Raw genomic sequence first — 20,448 nt, forward strand, 5'->3', positions numbered from 1 at the left:
ATCCTGCGAGCCAGTGGGCTCAGCTTTCCGCCTGGGGGGCTTTTCTCGTCCGAGTGCTGGCACTTTTCTTATTCCTTTTCCACCCCCTTACTACTCCTGCTCCATGAAAAAGCTGCTGCTGCTCGTCGCCTTGTTGTCGGCTGGGTGGGCTCGCGCCCAGACCGCGTGCCCGGCCCCCAAGCTGAAGGCTTTTCATAATAAGCAGGAAATAAAGACGACTGGTAGTGCAATGGTGCCCACCATGACGCTAGCACTCACCAACGATCCAGCCTGCGCGACACCAGTGAGCTACCAAATTATAAAAGCTGAGATGACCTTGATACGCGGCCGCCGACCTCTGCTGCCCGCGAGGACAATACAAGGGTCCGAGGTTGATCTGACCAGCTTTGCAAAATTATCGCAACCCGGCGACCGCCTCTATATTGAGGTGCACGATGCGGTGGCTACAACCGCCGGTGGTCAACCGAAGCCTTATAAGCGGGTTGCTGGTCAATACATAGCCTTTAACTGGGTGTTAGGCAAATAACCAGGCGTCCTTTTACCGGCTACAGACGCGATAATACCTGGCAGACCCAACGGCCGCACTCCCCACGACCCAGGACCAGAAAGCTGCGCCGGCCATCACGCCGGAGATATTGAGTGATTTGCTCCAAAAAACCTGCTAAGGTTTGTCGGCAGGCCAACGCATCGCCGAGCTGTCACTCAAGACAAAGTGGCACCGCTTTCGTATCTTTTCCTCCTCAGCGCGCTCCGTCCGCGATAACGGCAAATCCTGGTGGGCTGGGGGGCAATTATGCTTTACCAACTATGTTACGTTAGTCGGGCCCTGAAGCCAATGAGCTACCCGGAGCTGCGTGCCCTGGTGGCCCACGCCCGAGCCTACAACGCTGCCCACGACATCACCGGTATCCTGTTTTATGGCGAGGGTCATTTTGCCCAGGTGCTGGAAGGTGAGCAGGAAGAGGTAGAGCGCCTGTTTGGCCGCATTCAACGCGATGCACGGCACCATGACGTGACGGTGGTTACGCGCGTAGCTCGTCCGCGCCGGACGTATCCGCAGTGGGGTATGGCGGCCCATCGGTTGGCGGAGGCCCAGTTCGCGGAGTTAGTCAGGCACCTGCCCGAAGGGGCAGATGCGCGGCCCTTAAAGGCTCGTCTGGAGACGTTCGTGATTGAAAGCCAGCGGCTGTAAGCGCTGCTCGGGTCAGCGCGCTTTTAAGATGCTACTTAGTAAATAGTTGCCGACCAATGTTTGGCGCAGAGGATCAGACGTACAGGTCATAAATACGTATCTGTAGTGGGTAATAAATACGTATTTGCGGTGGGCAAGTACGGTTTTTTGGCTTTGCCTGTGGCAGCCATCGGGAGAAGCGACGTACCCTGAAGGGTAGCAAAATCCCGCCCGAAAGGGGCCGGCACCGCGCTGGCGCGGTGCCTTGTTCTGGGAAGGCTGCGCTTCTCGCATCCACTCTTTTACCCACCATCCTATGAACAAGCTTACCTTATCTCTTCTACGGGGGAGAACAACCCGTATGCGCTACCTGCTCGCGGCGTGCTGCGTAGCCGCTGCTTCACTCACTTCCTGCGAAGACGACGGCGGCACCCTTTTCCCTAATCCGCGCGTGCTCATTCAGCCGAAAGGCCCGGCTCCTGCCTTTGCCCCCGACATCGATCCGCAGATGCTGGCTGTCATTGAGCAGTTCCAGAGCTACGGTACGCCGCCTCTGCCCACGCTCTCGCCCCGGCAGGCGCGCATGGCACCCTCCATTACGGATGCTGTCCAGGACTTGCTCAAGAAAAACAACATTCCCCCCCGGGCCGCCCAGGTCAATGTCAGCCAGCGCGTGTTGCCGAGTGGTATTACGCCGCTGTCGGCCCCCGATGGTATTCTGGTGCGGATTTATACACCCAAGAATGCTTCCGGACCGTTGCCCGTGGTCGTGTATTATCATGGCGGTGGCTGGGTAATTGGCAGCCTCGACGTGTATGAGCCATCGGCTAAGGCCATTTCGGAGAAAGCACAGGCTATTGTTGTATCGGTCGATTATCGGCTGTCGCCGGAGAATAAGTTTCCGGCCGCCCACGAAGATTCGTATGCGGCCTACAAATGGGTGCGCGACAACGCAGCCAGCATCGGGGGCAACCCGGCGAAGGTGGCGGTAGCAGGTGAAAGCGCCGGCGGCAATATGGCCGTGACTACGGCTATTCTGGCCCGCGAGCGGGGCATCGCCCAGCCCACGCACATCCTGTCGGTGTATCCGGTGGCTAACAACGACCTAACTACGCCTTCTTACAACCAGTACGCTAACGCAGTGCCGCTGAACCGGCCCAACATTGAGTACTTCGTGCGCAACTACTTCCGCACGCCGGCCGATGGCGACGACCGCCTGATTTCGCTGGTGGATGTCGCCGACCTGCGCGGCTTACCGGGCGTGACTATTATTGGGGCCCAGATTGATCCGTTGCAGACGGAAGGGCAGCAACTGCGTGACCGGTTGCTGGGAGCTGGGGTAGCCGTGAATTATCAGCTCTACCAAGGTACGACCCACGAATTCTTTGGTACCTACGCCGTGGTGCCCAAAGCCGAAGAGGCACAGAATTTTGCGGCCGCTCAACTGCGAGCCGCCTTCCGGTAAGCAGAAAATACAATTATAATAGAGTAAAAGGTGCTGGTCCTGGATCAGCACCTTTTATGTTTTTGCCTGCCCACGGTGGGGGTAAATATATAGATAGGATAGAAAATCAACACGAATTAGACAAAAAGTGCAGGCCCCCATAGGAGCTTATTCGCCGTGCTTTCAAACTCCCTGGCTTAAAGTTCCGTAAGGGAATCACCAATCCGTACAATTTACACCTTACACCCCCTCGTATGAATTATTCTTTCTTTCGCTCATCTGCCCTTGCCGGGCTGGTGACTCCCGCCCTGGCGAGTTGCCTGCTACTGAGCAGCTGTGATTCCAAGTCTAAAGCCACTGAAGCGGATACGCAGGCCATGACGGCCGATAGCACCACCACCAGTGCCGCCGGTGAAGTGAAGCCCTCCGGCCCCAAACCAGCGTGGGGCCCAAATTTGAAGCCCGAGATGCAGGCCGTTATTGAGGAGTTTATGAGCTTCAAGAATAAGCCGCTACCGGAACTGACTGCCGTGCAGGCCCGTAAGCAGCCAAGTCCCGCCGATGCGGCCATGAAGCAGATGCAGGAGAGCAACATCACGCCTCCGCCCATGCAGGTAGACACGGCCAGCCGAACTCTGATGCCCGGCCCAAAAGCGCGCATATATACCCCCAAAGCCGGCACAGCTCCCTATCCGGTGATTGTGTATTACCACGGCGGCGGCTGGGTGATTGCCACCATCGACACGTATCATGCTTCTGCTCAGGCATTGGCGGAGCAAACCGGGGCCGTCGTGGTGTCGGTGGAGTATCGCAAGGGGCCGGAGCATAAGTTTCCTACGGCCCACGACGACGCATTTGCCGCCTATCAGTGGGCGCTGAAAAATGCGGCCAGCATCAAAGGCGACCCAAAGAGAGTAGCGGTGGCGGGCGAAAGCGCCGGCGGTGGTCTGGCGGCCGCCGTGAGTATGCAGGCCCGCGACAAAGGCGTGGCAATGCCCAAGCATCAGCTGCTGGTGTACCCGATTGCGGGCTACGATACGAATACGCCTTCTTACCAGAAGAACTCCGAGACTCTGCCCCTGAATAAGGGCGGCATGGTCTGGTTTTTTAATAACTACCTGCGCAGCCCCGCCGATGGCAAGGACCCGCGCATCAACCTGGTGGCCGCGAATCTGAAAGGCTTGCCGCCCACCACCATTATCGCCGCCGAGTACGACCCACTGATGAGCGAAGGCAAAATGCTGGCCGATAAGCTCACGGCGGCTGGCGTGAAAGTTAATTATAAGCTCTACGAAGGTACCACCCACGAATTTTTCGGGATGGCGGCCGTCGTGCCCGAAGCCAAGCAGGCGCAGGGCGTTGCCGTTGCCGACCTGAAGGGTGCACTGAAGTAAAGTATTCGCTTCTATTTAAAAAAAGCCCCCCGCTCCAATGAGTGGGGGGCTTTTTTTGGTATATGTAACAGGGCCAGCGCATTGCTTTTTCAGTGGTGCGTTTTTCAATGGTGCGGTAATCACTCAACTTGCCCTTGCTAACTTCGGCCGCTGGATTGGGCTAAAAGGTCAGAGTGCCTTCGTTAGCTTTGTGGCGCGGAATGAGCGACAGAGCAAGGCCCCGACAAAACAACCGGCATCAGCACCGTTTCCTATGGTCAGCAAAGCGTTAAAAACCCGCGTAGAACAGCTCAAACAAAAGAAGTACCGCAAGCGGCTAGAGCTGTTTCTGGTAGAAGGCGGTAAAAGCGTGCTGGAGCTGCTGACCTCTGATCTGATAACGGAGCGCGTGTTTATGACGGCGGAGTATGCCGCCAAAATACCGCCACTCCTCGCCTCGGTGCCTTTCGAGCTGGTATCGGAAGAGGAGCTGACCCGCCTCGGTACCCTGGCTACCAATACTACGGCGCTGGCCATTGCGCACTTACCTGCCGAGCCGCCACTTTTGCCCCCCACCACCAGCTTACTACTTGCCCTGGACCAGGTGCGCGACCCCGGCAATATGGGCACGCTTATTCGCCTGGCCGACTGGTACGGCCTGCAAGGCGTCGTCTGCTCCGATACCTGCGCCGACCCGTGGGCGCCCAAAACGGTGGCCGCCACCATGGGCTCCTTCGCCCGCGTACCCGTCTGGCAGCGCGAGCTGCCCCAGTGGCTCGACGATTTGCCCCCCAGCGTGCCCCGCTACGGCGCCCACCTCAAAGGCGACAATGTGCACCGCCTCACCTTGCGCCCCGCCGGCGTACTTATTATGGGCAGCGAGTCGCACGGCCCGCGGCCGGAGGTGCTGGCGCGCCTCACGCAGCGGCTGTATATTCCGGGGGCAGGCGGCGCGGAGAGCTTGAACGTGGCTATATCAGCGGCTATTCTGCTGGATAACTTTCATCGGGGGTTATAGTTGAGACACTTTGACTGATGGCTACACAAGTTGTTGAATAGTACGTTTTTTGAGTAAACAAAAAAGGCCCTGACTCATAAGTCAAGGCCTTTTGCTGAAGTTATAACCAAGAACCCAAAGGCTTTAGAAACCCAACCCAACGGTAAAGCCAGTTATGATAAACCCACCGCCGGTGCCAGGAAATTGATTGGTAAGGGAATTGAACAGGAAATTGTTGTAAGGCCTGACTATGCCCGTCGTCAGGTCGATATTGTATACCTTATTTCCGACTCCACTCTCCCGAAGATACGCATAACCCATATTGCTGGTGCCGCCAATATCAAAGTGCTGTGCTACTCCTTCAATCCCTGAGTCGCCAATTTCAACGACTGTGCCCGCATTGGGTGGATTTTGTAGGTATAGTTTAACGAGGTCGCGGTTGGGGAAAGTTCGCACGAATGTCGTTCCTAGAACATACAAATTAGTCGTTGTCGCCCCCGCGAAATTGTTGCTATAAGCGGCTGCGCTCAGGCTGGGGGGGCCAGGATTAATGCGGCCGTCCACCGTGGCAACGGCGTCATTCGGGTTTATCCGCACATTCTCGCCTTGATTGCCAACAATTCGGATGCGGTCGGCAACGGGATTGAAATCAAAGCCAAAAACAAAATTTGTCAATACGACGTTCACCGTACCCACGAGGGCGGCCGCGCCCGATGCGGCATTGAGTGTATAGAGCCGACTATTCGCTATGGGGTCTACGATTGACGTTCGGGGGCGGGCTAACATGTAGAGCTGTCCATTGGCGGGCCGAAAATCCAGGCCCAATACCTCTTGGTCGGCGGGCATTCCCGTGATGGCCCGGCGCACTAAGGCGGCAGGGTTGGTCGGATCAAAAATTACCAAAAATTGGGTGGGAACGTCGGGGTTGCCCAGGTTGCCCACGCTGTTAATTGCATAGGCCACGGGCTGGGTAGGAATGGCAATACCGGAGTAGCCTAAGATCGCATCATATTGGCTGAGTAGCTGTGTGGCGCCCGTCTGCACATTCACCGTGAACAAACTTGTTTTTCCTCCTACCTCAAACAGGCCCAAGGCCGTGCCTGTCTTGCCGTCAATATCGAAGCCGCCATCACCGCTGATGTCGAGCTTGAGGTCGCCCACGGCAACCAAGGTGCCGTTGTTAGGAGGATCCTGCCGGTAAAGCTTGTCGGTGGCCGGGTCCAGGTTGTAGAGCACCGTGGTCTCGGCACCAGCCACGTTGTTGGTGTAGGCGGCAGCCGTAATGGTGGCACCCGCAGCTCCATTTATAGCGCCATCGGTCGCGGCCACGGTGCCGGTTTCCGGGTTCAGACGTAGATTCTGCCCCATAGAAGTCACCAGCCGAATCCGATCCACCGTCGGGTTGAAGTCGAAGCCCACCAGGTTGCCGGAAACAGCCGGCGTAAAGGCGCCCGCGCCAATAGCGTGCGCCACGCCCGTATTCTGATTAATGACGTAGAGTCGGCTGGCGCTGCTCACCCCGTAGAGCTGACCCGTGGCCGGGCGAAAGTCAATGGCTAAGATGCGTTCCCCACTCTGCAAGCCGGTGATAGTCACCGAGGCCGTACGCGTGGCCGGGTCCTTGGTGGAGTAGGCATCCAGCTTATTTCCCCCAGACAAAGCATAAAAGGGAATGTCCAGGCCTAGATTGAAGGGAGCGGAGGGGTTGGGCTTGGTGGGGAAGTACTGCTCCAGCAGGTCTTCGCAGCTGGTCAAAGACGACAAAAGGAGCACAGCCGCGCCCCATTTGGTGAGGGAAGAGGGTTTTAGCATAGAAGCAAGATGATAGGATAGAAGAAAGAATTAATTGAACTAAGATGGTTAAGTTACGCAATACTCTTCGGTTTTGATACCGGTATTCTTATAATTTTTCACTCAACAGAATGCTTGAGGTTTAAACGCTGAAGGAGCCCATACTTAGCATGAATTCAGCCAGCCTCCTCGTTTAAACTACAAATCGCTTAGGTAGCTATGCGGCTAAATGCACCAAACGATAGCTGGTATTAGGAGAGTGATGCAGAAATGAAAAAAAGCCCCCCGTGTGCCGGGTAGCTAGTATTTAACGGCCCGCTGGTCTCCCGTCGGCATGGCTCACTAAGTTGATTGTGCTGCTTCGCGGCAGCCGCTACTGCACTACCGCTGGCGGTTGAACTTTGACTACCCGTTGCCCCCGGTACAGCAGCCATCCCAGTAGTTGTCCTGACAGTGGTACCAAGATAGCCGGGGCTATAATTAGTCCTGGCATGGGGTCCGTCCAAAGATTGGATACCCAGTAGGTTACGGGAGCAGGGGCAGGTAGTAGGTGAGCAGCAACGAGGCAGATGAGCAGTAAATCGATGATTTCAGGTTAGGCGTGCCATCCAGCTCGGAAAATCGGGGCCGTGCGCGGGGAGCAGTAGTACTGGTATCTGGCTCTGCTGCAGCACCTGGGCCGTCACGCTGCGGTGAAACAGCTGCCCCAGAAAGCTATGTGGCCGAACGACGAGCACCAGCAAATCGGCCTGAATATCCTTCACGGCCTGCAGTATGCCATCGACGGGCGGCGTGCTTACTTCCTCGTAGAGCTCCAGGGCCGTAGCAGGCGGAAGCAGCTGGCTTATGCGCACATTCGCCAGGGCTCGCTGGCCCGGAAATGCCTGCTTCTCATGCGAAGTTTCGGCGTGAATCACGGTATACGTGGCTTGCCAGGAAGCAAACAGCGGCGCCAGGGCCTGGCTGGCAGCGTTAAGCACAAACGAATTAGCATCGACTGCCAGAGCTATGCGGCGCGGAGCGTGGGGCACGGGGGCGGCTTCCGGCACTACCAGCAAAGGCCAGTGCGTGTCGCGCAGCACGGGCAGCGCCTGATTATGCCACAGCTGGTCCAGCAGGCTATTATCGGTGCTCATGCCCGTCACCAGTAGGAGCGGGTGGTAGCGGTCCACGGCCTCCGCTATCATCTCTACTTCCGCCTGGGTAGAGGCCATAACCTGCGTTGAAGCCGGTAGCTGCCGTGTCAGATGTTGCAGAGCAGCGGCCATTTCTGCCTGACTGCGGTAGGTATTCGTTGCGGTCATAGTCACCAGCTCGGGGGCCGAAGCCACCTCGCGGTAGTGATGCAGCAGAATAAGGCGTGCCTGCAGCGGCTCACCCAGCACGGCGGCATACTGCGCCGCCTGTTCCGACGTAGCCGTTGGGGTAGCCAATACAACGATAGATGGGCTCATAACAGGCATATAGCTACAATAAGGAGGAGTAGAAACCAGGAGCGCAGCTTATAATTCGCTTTAGTATTCGGCGGGCAAAAGCAGCAGCGGAATCGGGCTTTCCTGGATAATCTGCGCCGTGATGCTCCAGTGAAACATAGTGCCTGCCAGACTGTGGCGCCGCGCTACTACCCCCAGCATGTCGGCTTCGTGCCGGGCGGGCACCTCTAAAATGCCCCCACCATGGACGGATAATATCCCTTAAGTACACGGGTTTTGGGCTGGGAAAGTATCAGGCTAGTATCCTGAATGGTGCGCCGGATGACCGCGGGCAAAGTCAGCTCCGCGATTGGTGATGCGTGGCAATGCCGAGCAGGGCATAAAAAGGGCAATAGCCGGCAATGCCCGTCAGCAGAAGCGCGAGCGGAATGAGCAGCCAGACCAGAAGCACGGGCGTGCTGAAGCCCTGGCGCACTGAAGCCCTGGCGCACCAGAAAGCCAGTGAGAAAGGTTGCCAGGAGAATGCGAATCACCCGGTCGTAAGAACTTAAATTCTGACGCATGATTGATAAGCCGTTAAGTGAAAAAAGGAAGCGACAGCAGGGGCTTGCTTACTGACCAAAAAAGCCTCGAAAGCAGCTGGCAAGGCTTGAGGAAATACAAGCAGCCAGGGTGGCCAGCTTCTCCCGGTTTACTTCTCCAACTGGCCTTAGGGAAGCAACTGAGCAGGCAACCCACCTATCAGAAAGCCTTCTGAGTAACGATGGGCTTCAACCTTATTTGTTAGCGACTTTGATCAGCCGCGCCGAAGGATTTTATAAGTAGAAGCTGTTTAGGAGGTCGTCGGCATCAGTTAGCACGTCATGCAGAGCGGAGCGAAGCATCTCGCCCGCTGCCGTAGGGTTATCATTGCAACGAAGCGGGCGAGATGCTTCCTTCGTCTGCATGACGGTCAGGTGTACTTCCTAAACAGCTTCGTAGTAAGTGACAGAGTATGTAGTAAATATCGTCATAATTTAATGACATTAATAGGATGACTGTCAATCGAATAAATGATTTATGTCAGGCGCCTCTGGCATAACAAACACTGACTGTAAACCCACTGCTTTGGCTTGTTCCGCATCGCCTGGCCTGCGTTCCTGCTTGGCCGCTGGTGCACCTCTAAATGATTAAATGGCAGGTAGTAGTGATTGGCAGATTCTGGCTGATTTGGGCGTCGCCAGACGGTGAAAAAACGAATAGTAGGGCAGGCACTGGTTATTTATGCCCAAACGTCCGTAGGGCTTATTTATACTTTGTATCACGTTCTACTTTACCATTCCATTTTCACAACCAGTACACTATGTTACTTACTAACAGCTTACTAAACACGGTGCTGCGTCAAGCCAGCCAGGAAGTATCCCGCAAAGTATTTCTGACCCTGGCCGGGCGGGGCCTGGCCGCCAGCACCTTCGCCAGCTGCCAGGATAAGTCGGGCGAGGCGACGAAAGCGACTACGCCTATTACCGGTACACCGGCCTCAGAGGTCACCGCTTCCACCGTGTATACGGCCTCCGGTGGGCAGCAAGTGCCCTCATCGGAAGCAGTGTCGCCGGCGGCGAAAGTGCCGACAGCCGTAGATAAGCCCATTGAGCTGGAAGCCTGGAAGTCGGATGTAGACCCCAAATCGGGACCCACGCCGACGCCTTTGCCCCCCGACCAGCGGGTGGGCTATGCGCTGGTGGGTCTGGGTCACCTTACGCTGGAAGAGCTGCTGCCCGCTTTTGGCGAGTGCAAAAAATCCAGACCCGTGGCTCTGGTCAGCGGCTCGCCCGAGAAGCTAAAGAAGGTGGCCCAGCAATACGGCATTAAGCCGGAAAGCTGCTACAGCTACGAGGAGTATGATAAGCTCAAAGACAACCCCGAGGTGGAGGTAATCTACATCGTGCTGCCCAACTCCATGCACGCCGAGTACACCATTCGGGGCGCGCAGGCGGGCAAGCACATTCTCTGCGAAAAGCCCATGGCCAACTCCGCCGCCGAGTGCGAGGCCATGATTGCGGCCTGCAAAAAAGCCAACCGCAAGCTGATGATAGCCTACCGCATTCAATATGAGCCCTACAACCGTCTGGTGCGCGATATGGTGCGGGAAAACAAGTGGGGCAAGACCAAGTACATTCAGGCCCAGAATAGTCAAAGCTCCGCCAACCCCGACCATTGGCGCCACAAGAAAGCCCTGGCCGGCGGCGGTGCCCTGCCCGATATTGGCTTGTACTGCCTGAACACCTCCCGCTTCCTGCTCGGTACCGAGCCAACCGAAGTTTTCGCTTACTCTTACAGCACGCCCGGCAACCCGTTGTTTAAGGAAGTGGAAGAGGCAATGTCGTGGCAGATGCGCTTTCCGGGGGGCATTTTGGTGGACTGCATCACCCACTACAACACCCACGACTCGCGCTTCTATCGCGTGAACAGTGAGCGGGGCTGGATGCACCTCAACAATGCCTACGCCTACACCGGCCAGCAGCTGCAAACCTCCCACGCGGAAGGCCCTGCTAAGATGCAGAACCATATTACCATCAGCCCCAAAAATCAGTTTGCGGCCGAAATGGACCACTTTTCCACCTGCGTGCTGGAAGACAAACAGCCCCACACGCCCGGCGAGGAAGGCTTGCAGGACCAGCGCATTATGGAGGCCATCTACCAGTCGGCCCGCGAAGGCCGGCCGGTAAAATTGCCCCCCGTGTCAGGTACGGATGTGTTTCGGGGACCGGAGCCGAAGGAAAATGCCTGAGCCCGTCGTTCGGTACGGAGTGTTGAAGATTTTATAACCAGCATAGTTGAACAACAAAACAGCCCCAGCTCATGAGCCGGGGCTGTTTTGTTGACGAAGTTTAATAGGATGAATGTTAAAAGCCTAACCCAATAGCTAGTCCACGAAACGCTGACCCTGGCAGATCGCGGATAAGAGTGGCTGCCCCGGTAGTCAAATTGATTCTATACAGCTTGGGACTTGCGGGGCCGGGGACCCGAGGAATCAGCAACGCGTAGCCCGTACTGCTGGTGCCGCCAATATCGAAAGCCTCAGATGTTACCTCCTGGCCAAGGTTAAAGTTTCCTACAGCCGTCAACCTGCCGGCGCTGGGTGGATTCACCTCGAATAGAGTAATCTCACCTAGCGCGTATAGTCTCGTCGTGGGAGCGCCCGCAAAATTATTGTCATACGCGATAGCAGTTCCCGTCCCTAGGCCAAAGTCAATTCGGGTTTCCACCGTAGTTGTACTGGCGTCAGCACTCACCCACAAATTTTCCTGGGAACCAGTAATAATGCGCATACGGTCGGTAACGGGGTCGAAGTCAAACCCGCTGCGCTCCCCGCTCAACCGATTGGATGGGACGCTCACGCGGCCTACGAGCGTGGCGACGCCAGTAGCGGTGTTGATAGTATAGATCTGATGACTAGGAATGACTTGGCCATCTGAGCCTACCCCGACATTCCCGTTTCTAACCAGCGCGTAGAGCTGGCCATTGGCGGGCCGGAAATCGAGGCCCACAATCTGCTCCCCCGGACGAGTAAATCCTCTTACTCCTTTTTCAACTGGAGGGACGCTAGAGAGCGTCTCTGGATTAAAAATGAAGATGATGTTACTACCACTGGCGGCATAAGCCACCGGTTGAGTTGGAATGGCAATCCCCGAATAGGCGGCACTGGCACTATACTGAGCTAAAGGCCGGGCCGCGCCGGTGGTCAAGTCGACGGTGAAAAGAGTGGGGTTGCCATTGACCGTATACAGGCCCAGTGCCGTGCCGGTCCGGGCATCGATATCAAAGCCCCCATTCCCGCTCACCGGCAAATTCAAGTTGCCCACGGGTACGACGGTGCCGTCATTGGGCGGATTGACTAAGTAGAGCTGCTGGTTCTGCGTATTGATGGCATACAAGGCCGTCGTCGAAGCCCCGGCCGTATTATTAGTGTACGCGACACCGGTTAAAGTCGCGCCCACCGCTCCATTGATACCGCCATCGGTATTGGCCACCGTCCCCGTCTCGGGGTTGAGGCGCAGGTTCTGGCCCGTCGAGGTTACCAGGCGAATCAGATCCACGGTGGGGTTGAAATCAAAGCCCACCAGATTGCCCCCCAGGGCTGGGGTGAAGGCGCTGGTGCCTAGGGCGCGCGCTGCGCCCGTGTTCTGATTAATAATGTACAGTCGGCTGGCACTGCTGATCCCGTAGAGCTGGCCGGTGGCAGGACGGAAATCAATGGCTAAGAGCGTCTCGCCACTGCCTAAGCCAGTGATGCCGACAGAAGCCGAGCGTGTGCCGGGGTTAGCCGTGGAGTAAGCATCCAGCCGGGTCCCGCCCGATAGGGCATAGAAGGCGATGTCCTGACCTAAGGGTGGAAAGGTGGGGATGGTAGGGGGGGTTGGGGTGGGCTTGGGGAAATACTGCTCCAGGATGTCCTCGCAGCTGGTCAAAGACGACAAAAGGAGCACAGCCGCGCCCCATTTGGTGAGGGATAAGGGTATTTTCATGCTTTTCAGGATAGAAGAATTAGATGAAAAGTTAGCACAATAATTTCCCTTACGCTTAGTATAAACACATAGTTTGACCTATAGTAAGAATAAGGCAGAATAGAGCGGAAATGACTTGTAGTGAGCTGATGACCCAGACTTTACGCTTCGAGAAACTCAATCTAACGAGCTATGATTGAATGCTAGATTAAAGCGTACTGTAACCATCGGTCAAGGATAAAAACCGTACATGAGTTAGCAGTTACTCAAAATGCAACGCGCACAAAAAAGCCTCCCAAGTACGCCTGGGGGGCTTTTTTGTGCGTCAATTCTAATGAAAGCTAAACTTATATGCCACCAAACGATACGCCGAAGCTGAGGGTCTGGGCCTGGGGACCGCGACCGTCCTTGAACAGCTCGTTGAGGTTGTATTTGACGAACAAATCCAGGCCGCCGATGCCTACGACACCTTGCAGGCCATAATTGAAATCTTCGAGGTTGAAGCTGCCGCGGTCTTTGTCTTTGCGGTTGCGGCCGTCGTTGTCATATTTTATCTTGGTGTGGCTGCCGAGGCGGTAGCCGGCAAAGCCCCCCGCACCCAACGTAAAGCCGTCGTCATTGCCCTTCCGGTTCTTGAGATTGAGCACCAGCATGAGGGGCAAATTAATGGTGGTAGTGGCTAGCTTGCTTTTTTCGAGATTTAAGCTGGGCTCATTCCCGATAACGGTGCTGGTAGGCGTGGTGAGCAGGCGGCGGTTGTTATCGAACATATAGTTGTTGAAGGACAGCTCGGGGCCAGTGAGCAGGCGCACCGGGCTGCCCTGCGAGCCTAAGCGGTACAGATAGTGCCAGTTGAAGCTGATATAGCGGGAGCCAAACGGCCGCAGATCAAAGTCTTCGGCAGTAGTTGCCATGCGATTCACTAGGGCATTCAAACCGATGTCGATGCCAAAGTCGCTATGGCCGGGGCGGGCGGCGCGCTCTTCTTGTTTGGCTTTGCGCTGGGCATTTCGCGTAGAGTCGTCAACGGCTGAGGTGCCCACTTTGATGGAAACGTGGTCATCATCGCCATTCTCCACTACCGATACGCCAAAGGCGCGACCCAACACCACATCCACTCGTTCGGTGTCGCCTTTATTGCCCTTTTCGGTGCGCACCGTTACCCGTATCTGTTCGGGAACCTGCTTGCCGGGCTGATCTTTGGCGGGGTAAAACTCCATCGTTACCGATTCTGTTTTGGCGGTTTTGCCAGCAGCTTCGGCCTGAGTAATGTAAGTATCCAGCAAGATCATGAGCGAGTCGAGCTTATAAGCACGAAGCTCGCGCAATTGGGCTTTGTTCTTAACGAACAGCGTCATGGTGGCCTGATTAGGCAGTTTCACCACGATGGTGTCGTCGGGGGCAGGGGCGGCGGCCAGGGTGCGGCAAGGCGCGGCCAGGGCCAGCAGCACTACTGCCAGCAGGGTGTAGAAGCGGTTCATGATGGTGGAGAAATTAGAGTTGGATGACAAGGGCGTGGTTGGCGCCCGGAGGCCGAACCGTTACGGTCACGTCCTCGGGTAAGCGGGGTAAGGTTACTGGCTCGCCGCGCAAAGCATTGCTCACCTGGCGCATCACCTGCCCGCCTAAGCGGCCCCGGCGAGGAGCCTCCTGGGTGGCAGCCAGGGCAGCTGTCGCCGACGAATGGCGCACTTCCACTTCTATCGGACCCGTGGGAACGGATGGGGTAGCGGAGGTAGTGGCTACAGTTGGGACCTGCTGGGGGGCTTTTGGCTGCGTTTCCTCGGCCACGGGGCGCTCCGGTTGCGCTTTGGTGGGAATGAGGGCGGCTACCATGGTGTTCTGCGTGGGTTTGGTAGTGAGATTTTTAGGTGTTGATGAGCGAGGAGCGGGTGTGGCGCGGGCCAACTGGCGAGCGGCGGCTGACTTGGAGCGAAGCGGCCGGGTCGGTTGCGCATCCGAACTAGGCTGCTTCGTAGGAGCCGTTGCTACGATGGCTTCTGGTTGGGTAGATGGCAACGCAGCGGGAAGGGTTGCCTGAGAAGATGAATTTTTCGAAGAAACCGCTGGGGTCGTTTTGGCAGCGGGCCGGGTAGCAACTTTCGCCACTGTACCCACTACTGGGTCCAGATTTGCCCCCCGCCACAGCCACGCGCCGCCTGCCAGCAGCAACAGCGTAATCACGGCTGCGGAAGCGTAAAGCCACATAACGGGGCGCTTACGGGCGGGCTGCAGCTCGGCTTCGAGCTGGGCCCAGAGATAGTCGGGTGGGGGGGGGGCGTGGCGCTCCAGCTTCTCCCGAAACAGCTTATCAATATCTTCCGATTGCATAATATTCTTTAGGTGAGGAGGTGGAGGCTGAAGCACTGCTAGCCCCGCCTAAGCGACGCTGAAGCATGGCCCGAGCCTTACTCAGCTGCGATTTACTGGTGCCCTCCGTAATGCCCAGCAGCTCGGCAATTTCGGGGTGAGAATAGCCCTCTACGGCGTAAAGGTTAAATACGGTACGATAACCGGCGGGCAATTGGGTAAGCATATGCATCAAATCGGCCGCGGCCAGGTCACTTTCCGCGTCGGCGGCCGTGACGGCTACATCTACTGGGTAATCATCGATGGCCAGGTGGAGCGGCTCCTTGCGGCGCAGCTGGCCCAGGGATTCGTTCACCATAATCTTCCGAATCCACCCCTCAAAACTGCCCTCGTGGCGGTATTGATCCAGGGCTCTGAACACTTTCACAAACCCCATCAGCATCACTTCTTCCGCGTCTTCACGGTGGCGCAGGTAGCGCGAACACACGGACAGCATCAGGCCCGCGAACCGCTCGTAGAGCAGCTTCTGGGCGCGGCTGTTGCCCTGGCGGCAAGCAGCAATGAGGTCGGCGTCAGTCACAGGAAAGAAAGAGTAGAAAAGGACAATAGCAGGGCGTTTGGAGGGGTAGATGCAACCTTTGCGGGAGTGGTTGCCTCTGGGGGTAAAAATTTGCCTCACCCCCCGGCCCCCCTCTCCTAGGGGAGAGGGGGGGGGCAGTCGCTCGGCCTGTGCGGCCACGTCGGCTTGCGCCTCCGTAACCGCTACTGTTTTGGTCTAGAATTGTAATATTATGGAATAGAAAAGCCAACGACGATCAATCGTTGGCTTTTTCTGTTTTATGGAGGGTTATCCGAATATAATGCGATAGCGGTTACGGAGGCGCAAGCCGACGTGGCCGCGCAGGCTGAGCGACTGCCCCCCCTCTCCCCTAGGAGAGGGGGCCGGGGAGTGAGGCCTCCGTTAGAGTTTTTTACGCTAGTAATTGCCAATAGACAGCATCACTAGCGTGCAGGCTTCTTCCGTCTGAATACCGCGCTCCTGCGCCATGCGCTCCAGCTCGGGGTTCTCAGTACCGGGGTTAAAGATGATGCGCCTGGGCTTTAAATCCAGGATGTAATCGTACCAGGCAGGCTGATTCTGGGGCCCTACATAAAGGGTTACCGTGTCAACTTCGGGCTCGGTGGGGCGGTCGGTGTGGATGTCGATGCCAGCTACCTGGCCTGTGCGTAGCCCGACGGGTACTACTTCGTGGCCGTGGCGCTTCAAGGAGTGAACAGCTTTATAGGCGTAGCGCGCGGGGTTGTCGCTGGCGCCTAGTACGAGAGTCTTTTTCATATAGGTAGGCAATGAGTGAATGAGCAAATGGGCGAATGAGTAAGTATTAAACGAAAAACAACACCAAGCAGTCATTCGCTCATTTACTGACGGAAGCCACCGCTTCCGCGCACCGTTCCCCATCCATAGCGGCCGATACGATGCCACCCGCGAAGCCTGCGCCTTCCCCGCAGGGAAACAAGCCCGTAATTTCCGGGTGCTGCAGGGTAGCTGGGTCGCGGGGGATGCGCACGGGGGCGGAGGTGCGGCTTTCCACCCCTACGATCTGGGCGGCGTTGGTGGCATAGCCGGGGATTTTTTGCCCAAATGCCTTGAAGCCCTGGCGCAGCCGGTCGGTGAGGCCCGCGCCTAACACCTGGCTCATCGGCACCGATACCAGGCCCGGTTGGTAAGAAGTTTCCAGCAATTCATGAGAAAGCTTGTCTTTCAAAAAATCGCCCAGGCGCTGGGCCGGGGCGGCCTGCGAATTGCCCCCCAGCGCACAGGCGCGCTGCTCAATTTCTTGTTGCAGGCGCAAACCGGCTAGCGCTCCGTGTCGCTTCAGGTCCATTTCTTCCAGCTCGACCGCTACCACAATGCCCGAATTGGCGAAGCGCGAGTCGCGGCGGCTCGGCGACATGCCATTCACGACCACCTCGCCAGGAGCCGTGGCGGCGGGCACAATAAAGCCCCCCGGACACATGCAAAACGAGAAAACACCCCGCTGCTGCCCGCGCCACTGGGTTTGATGAACCAATGAATACGAGGCTGCTGGCAGCGGCCCGCGGTCCTGGAGGCGGTACTGGGCCTGGTCGATGAGGGCCTGCGGATGCTCCACGCGCACGCCGAGGGCGAAGGGCTTGGCCTCCACGCGCACCCCGCGCCGGTGCAGCAATTCATAAATGTCGCGGGCCGAGTGGCCGGTGGCCAGAATAACCGCGTCGGCCTCCACCGCCTCGCCCGTAGCCGTAACTACCCCGCGCAGGTGGTTTTTCTCCAGGATTAAATCCTCCACCCGCGTCTCGAAGCGCACCTCACCGCCGGCGGCCCGGACAGAGTCGCGCAGGGCGGCTACTACTTGCGGGAGCTTATTGGTGCCGATGTGGGGGTGGGCGTCGACCAGAATATCGGGGGTAGCGCCATGCTGCACCAGCAGCTTCAGGATGCGGCCGACGTCGCCGCGCTTGGTGGCGCGGGTGTAGAGCTTGCCATCGGAGTACGTGCCCGCGCCGCCCTCGCCGAAGCAGTAGTTGGAATCGGGATTGACTACGTGGTCCTTGTTCAAAGCGGCCAAATCGCGGCGGCGGGTGCGCACGTCCTTGCCCCGTTCCAGCACGATGGGCCGGATACCCAGCTCAATAGCTCGCAGAGCCGCGAATAAACCGGCCGGTCCGGCCCCCACGATAAGCACCGTGCGCCGGGCCTGACTTACATCAGAATACTGAAACCAGGGGCCAAAAAGTTCGGCGGGCGGGGGCTGAAACCACACATCAGCGCGTAAGCGGACAAGAGGCTGGCGGCCGCGGGCATCGATGGAGCGCTTGCGCAGATGCACGAAATCGGCCGCGCCGGGGTGGATGCCGGCCGCGGCCAACAGAGCGCGGTAACGGGCAAACTCATCGTAAGCTACTTCGGGCGGAAGCAGCACTTCTATTTCTTTCTTGTCGAGCATGGGGTGAAAGGGAGTTAGCCTTTAAACCGAAAGTGAAACCTTGGGGGCAAAGATAAGCACCAATCTCTGCCGGGTACAGTAGCGCGGAGTGTCACTCCGCGCTACTGTACCGCTATTTACTGCCGCTTCGCGCGCTCGTACTGCACTGGCCAGGCCAAATCTGCATCGAGCGTCTGGGCCGCGTGGAGCGGGAAATAGGGGTCGCGCAGAAACTCGCGGGCCAGCAGCACCAGATCTGCTTGCTCACTGGCCAGAATCTCCTCGGCCTGCTCGGCAGTAGTAATAATGCCCACGGAACCCGTAGGCATGCCGGTTTCCTGACGAATGCGCTCGGCAAATTCTACCTGGTAGCCAGGCCCCGCTGGAATCTTGGCATCGGAAACATTGCCACCGGTCGAGGCATCAATCAAATCCACTCCATGGTTTTTCAGCTCGCGGGTCAGAGCCACCGAATCGTCGATTGTCCAGCCACCATCCACCCAATCGGTGGCCGAAATGCGGACGAAAACCGGGTACTCATCCGGCCAGCTTTTGCGGACGGCGGCCGTTACCTCCAGCAGCAGCCGGATGCGGTTCTCGAAGGAGCCGCCGTAGGCGTCGGTGCGCTGGTTGCTCAGGGGCGAAAAAAACTCGTGCAACAGGTAGCCGTGGGCCGCGTGAATCTCAATTACTTTGAAGCCCGCCATCAGTGCCCGCTTGGTAGCCGCCCGAAAATCATCCCTTACTTCCCGCAGGCCGGCCGTATCCAAGGCCAGCGGCTTGGGGTCGGTGGGGCGGAAGGGGAGGGCGCTGGGTGCTACGGGCTGCCAGCCGCCCGCGGCCGCGGCCACCGGCTCGCCCCCTTTCCAGGGGCTGCTGACGCTGGCTTTGCGCCCGGCGTGGGCCAGCTGCACCCCCGGCACCGCGCCCTGGGCCGTGATAAAGGAAGTGATGCGCTGCAAGCCCGCGATGTGCTCGTCTTTCCAAAGGCCCAGATCATCGGGGGTGATGCGGCCCTCGGGCGAAACGGCGGTTGCTTCAAACAGGATCAGGTCGGCGCCGCCCACGGCCCGGCTGCCCAGATGTACCAGGTGCCAGTCGGTGGCAAACCCATCTTCCGATGAATACTGACACATGGGCGACACCACGATGCGGTTTTTAAGCTCCATACCCCGCAGGCGCAGCGGGGTAAATAGGGTAGCAGCCATAAAATCAAAAACTGTTGGAGGAAAGACTGAAAAATGCCCCCCAGAACCAGGGTAATACCTTGGGCGGGTGGTACTACGACTTTAAAGTCGTAGTACCACCCGCCCAAGGTATTACCCTGGTTAATTTGTAAACGGGAAGAGCAGGAAGTACGGGCCGAACGTTTTTAGCAACCTTGCGGCTGGGGGGCTTTTTCAACCCAGGATTTCCTCAATCGTGCCCAGCTGCTCGGCGCTGAACGCGGGGCTTTGCAGGCACTGCAACGAATCCAGCAGCTGCGCGGGCCGGCTGGCCCCGATGAGTACGGACGTGACGCGCTCATCCTTCAGAATCCAGGCCAGGGCCATCTGCGCCAGGCTTTGGCCGCGCTCCTGCGCCAGCTGGTGCAGACGACCGATCTGGTCGATACGCTCGGGCGTGATTTGCTCTTCTTTCAGCGACGGGCCGCCCCGCGCCGCCCGCGAGCCGGCCGGAATGCCGTGCAGGTACTTATCCGTCAGCAGACCTTGGGCCAGGGGCGAAAACGGAATGCAGCCCACGCCTTCGGTTTCGAGTAAGTCCAGCAGGCCGTCTTCTACCCAGCGCTCAAACATGGAGTACTTGGGCTGATGAATCAGGCAGGGCGTGCCCAGTTCGCGCAGAATCTTAATGGCTTGGGCCGCCTCAGTGGGCTGGTAGTTGGAAATACCCACGTATAAGGCCTTTCCCTGGCGCACGATCAGGTCGAGGGCGGCCATGGTTTCCTCCAGGGGCGTGTCGGGATCGGGGCGGTGGTGGTAGAAGATGTCCACGTAGTCCAGCTTCATGCGCCTTAAGCTCTGGTCGAGGCTGGAAACCAGGTATTTCTTGGAGCCCCAGTCGCCGTAGGGGCCGTCCCACATGGTGTAGCCCGCTTTAGTGGAGATGATCAGCTCGTCGCGGTAACTGCGAAAATCCTCTTTCAGAATGCGGCCAAAGTTGGTTTCTGCGGTGCCGGGAGGCGGACCGTAGTTGTTGGCCAGGTCGAAGTGGGTTAGGCCGTGGTCGAAGGCCAGGCGCAGGGTAGCGCGGAAGTTTTCCAGCACGTCTACGTCGCCAAAGTTCTGCCACAAGCCCAGCGACACGGCGGGCAGCTTGAGCCCGCTGCGCCCGCAGCGGCGGTAGTGCATGGTGGATGAATAGCGGTCAGCGTTGGCGAGGTAGGTCATGGAAAGGCGGAAAGTAGCAAAGGAAAGGCAGAGGGGCGTACGCTGACTTGGGCAACCCAAAAATGCCCCCCAGCGCCGCCAAT

Annotated in this window: 18 protein-coding genes; 6 read left to right on the forward strand and 12 right to left on the reverse strand. The window is 57.8% G+C overall.

All coding sequences use genetic code 11. From position 1 onward, the window contains the following. Positions 1-103: 103 nt before the first annotated feature. From B9A24_RS16605 to B9A24_RS16625, 5 genes are all read left to right on the forward strand, one after another. Positions 104-526: a GldM family protein gene (locus tag B9A24_RS16605; RefSeq protein WP_084447140.1), complete on the forward strand. Its 423-nt coding sequence runs from the start codon at positions 104-106 to the stop codon at positions 524-526. A gap of 267 nt (positions 527-793) precedes the next feature. Next, positions 794-1,192: a BLUF domain-containing protein gene (locus B9A24_RS16610; protein WP_084447141.1), complete on the forward strand. Its 399-nt coding sequence runs from the start codon at positions 794-796 to the stop codon at positions 1,190-1,192. Positions 1,193-1,532: 340 nt separating this feature from the next. Further along, entirely contained in the window at positions 1,533-2,636 is a 1,104-nt protein-coding gene (locus B9A24_RS16615; protein ID WP_143434990.1) for an alpha/beta hydrolase, read from the forward strand. A 233-nt stretch (positions 2,637-2,869) separates the two neighbouring features. Next, positions 2,870-4,009 carry an alpha/beta hydrolase gene (locus B9A24_RS16620; RefSeq protein WP_084447143.1) on the forward strand — a complete coding sequence of 380 codons (1,140 nt, stop codon included), beginning with the start codon at positions 2,870-2,872 and terminating at the stop codon, positions 4,007-4,009. Positions 4,010-4,262: 253 nt separating this feature from the next. Further along, a complete protein-coding gene (locus B9A24_RS16625; protein ID WP_084447144.1) occupies positions 4,263-5,006 on the forward strand; it encodes an RNA methyltransferase in 744 nt (247 codons plus the stop codon). Positions 5,007-5,129: 123 nt separating this feature from the next. On the opposite strand, the gene B9A24_RS16630 is transcribed toward B9A24_RS16625, so the two are convergent. The 4 genes from B9A24_RS16630 to B9A24_RS23370 all read right to left on the reverse strand — a co-directional run bounded on the left by B9A24_RS16630 (position 5,130) and on the right by B9A24_RS23370 (position 8,772). Further along, the gene (locus B9A24_RS16630; protein WP_084447145.1) at positions 5,130-6,797 is read right to left on the reverse strand and encodes a DUF4394 domain-containing protein; all 1,668 of its coding nucleotides are present in this window, start codon (positions 6,795-6,797) and stop codon (positions 5,130-5,132) included. Positions 6,798-7,366: 569 nt separating this feature from the next. After that, positions 7,367-8,230, reverse strand: a complete 864-nt coding sequence (locus B9A24_RS16635) for a universal stress protein (protein WP_159452084.1) — start codon at positions 8,228-8,230, stop codon at positions 7,367-7,369. 60 nt (positions 8,231-8,290) lie between these two features. Then, the gene (locus B9A24_RS22120; protein ID WP_159452085.1) at positions 8,291-8,434 is read right to left on the reverse strand and encodes a hypothetical protein; all 144 of its coding nucleotides are present in this window, start codon (positions 8,432-8,434) and stop codon (positions 8,291-8,293) included. A 2-nt stretch (positions 8,435-8,436) separates the two neighbouring features. Then, on the reverse strand, positions 8,437-8,772 hold the full coding sequence (locus tag B9A24_RS23370) for a hypothetical protein (protein WP_234997398.1): 336 nt from the start codon (positions 8,770-8,772) through the stop codon (positions 8,437-8,439). Positions 8,773-9,551: 779 nt separating this feature from the next. Between B9A24_RS23370 and B9A24_RS16645 the strand changes: the two genes are divergently transcribed. After that, entirely contained in the window at positions 9,552-10,979 is a 1,428-nt protein-coding gene (locus tag B9A24_RS16645) for a Gfo/Idh/MocA family protein (protein ID WP_084447148.1), read from the forward strand. Between the two features lie 115 nt (positions 10,980-11,094). Here the strand turns inward: B9A24_RS16645 and B9A24_RS16650 are convergent, their stop codons facing one another. The 8 genes from B9A24_RS16650 to mgrA all read right to left on the reverse strand — a co-directional run bounded on the left by B9A24_RS16650 (position 11,095) and on the right by mgrA (position 20,365). Beyond that, on the reverse strand, positions 11,095-12,717 hold the full coding sequence (locus B9A24_RS16650) for a DUF4394 domain-containing protein (RefSeq protein WP_084447149.1): 1,623 nt from the start codon (positions 12,715-12,717) through the stop codon (positions 11,095-11,097). Between the two features lie 326 nt (positions 12,718-13,043). Next, complete coding sequence (locus B9A24_RS16655; protein WP_143434991.1) at positions 13,044-14,207, reverse strand: outer membrane beta-barrel protein; 1,164 nt, start codon at positions 14,205-14,207, stop codon at positions 13,044-13,046. Further along, positions 14,191-15,027 carry a hypothetical protein gene (locus B9A24_RS16660; RefSeq protein WP_084447151.1) on the reverse strand — a complete coding sequence of 279 codons (837 nt, stop codon included), beginning with the start codon at positions 15,025-15,027 and terminating at the stop codon, positions 14,191-14,193. The genes B9A24_RS16655 and B9A24_RS16660 overlap by 17 nt, the downstream gene beginning before the upstream one ends. Continuing rightward, positions 15,008-15,586, reverse strand: a complete 579-nt coding sequence (locus tag B9A24_RS16665) for an RNA polymerase sigma factor (protein WP_084447152.1) — start codon at positions 15,584-15,586, stop codon at positions 15,008-15,010. The genes B9A24_RS16660 and B9A24_RS16665 overlap by 20 nt, the downstream gene beginning before the upstream one ends. Before the next feature lie 396 nt (positions 15,587-15,982). After that, entirely contained in the window at positions 15,983-16,342 is a 360-nt protein-coding gene (locus B9A24_RS16670; protein WP_084447153.1) for a CoA-binding protein, read from the reverse strand. Positions 16,343-16,421: 79 nt separating this feature from the next. Then, positions 16,422-17,993, reverse strand: coding sequence for an NAD(P)/FAD-dependent oxidoreductase (locus tag B9A24_RS16675; protein ID WP_084447154.1), 1,572 nt, complete (start codon positions 17,991-17,993; stop codon positions 16,422-16,424). Positions 17,994-18,109: 116 nt separating this feature from the next. Continuing rightward, the gene (locus B9A24_RS16680) at positions 18,110-19,180 is read right to left on the reverse strand and encodes an NADH:flavin oxidoreductase/NADH oxidase (protein ID WP_084447155.1); all 1,071 of its coding nucleotides are present in this window, start codon (positions 19,178-19,180) and stop codon (positions 18,110-18,112) included. Between the two features lie 192 nt (positions 19,181-19,372). Continuing rightward, positions 19,373-20,365 (reverse strand): L-glyceraldehyde 3-phosphate reductase, encoded by a 993-nt coding sequence (gene mgrA, locus B9A24_RS16685; protein WP_084447156.1) that lies wholly within the window; start codon positions 20,363-20,365, stop codon positions 19,373-19,375. Between the last annotated feature and the right edge of the window lie 83 nt (positions 20,366-20,448).

Origin of the sequence: Hymenobacter roseosalivarius DSM 11622 (assembly GCF_900176135.1) — a bacterium.
Classification (GTDB): Bacteria; Bacteroidota; Bacteroidia; order Cytophagales; family Hymenobacteraceae; genus Hymenobacter; species Hymenobacter roseosalivarius.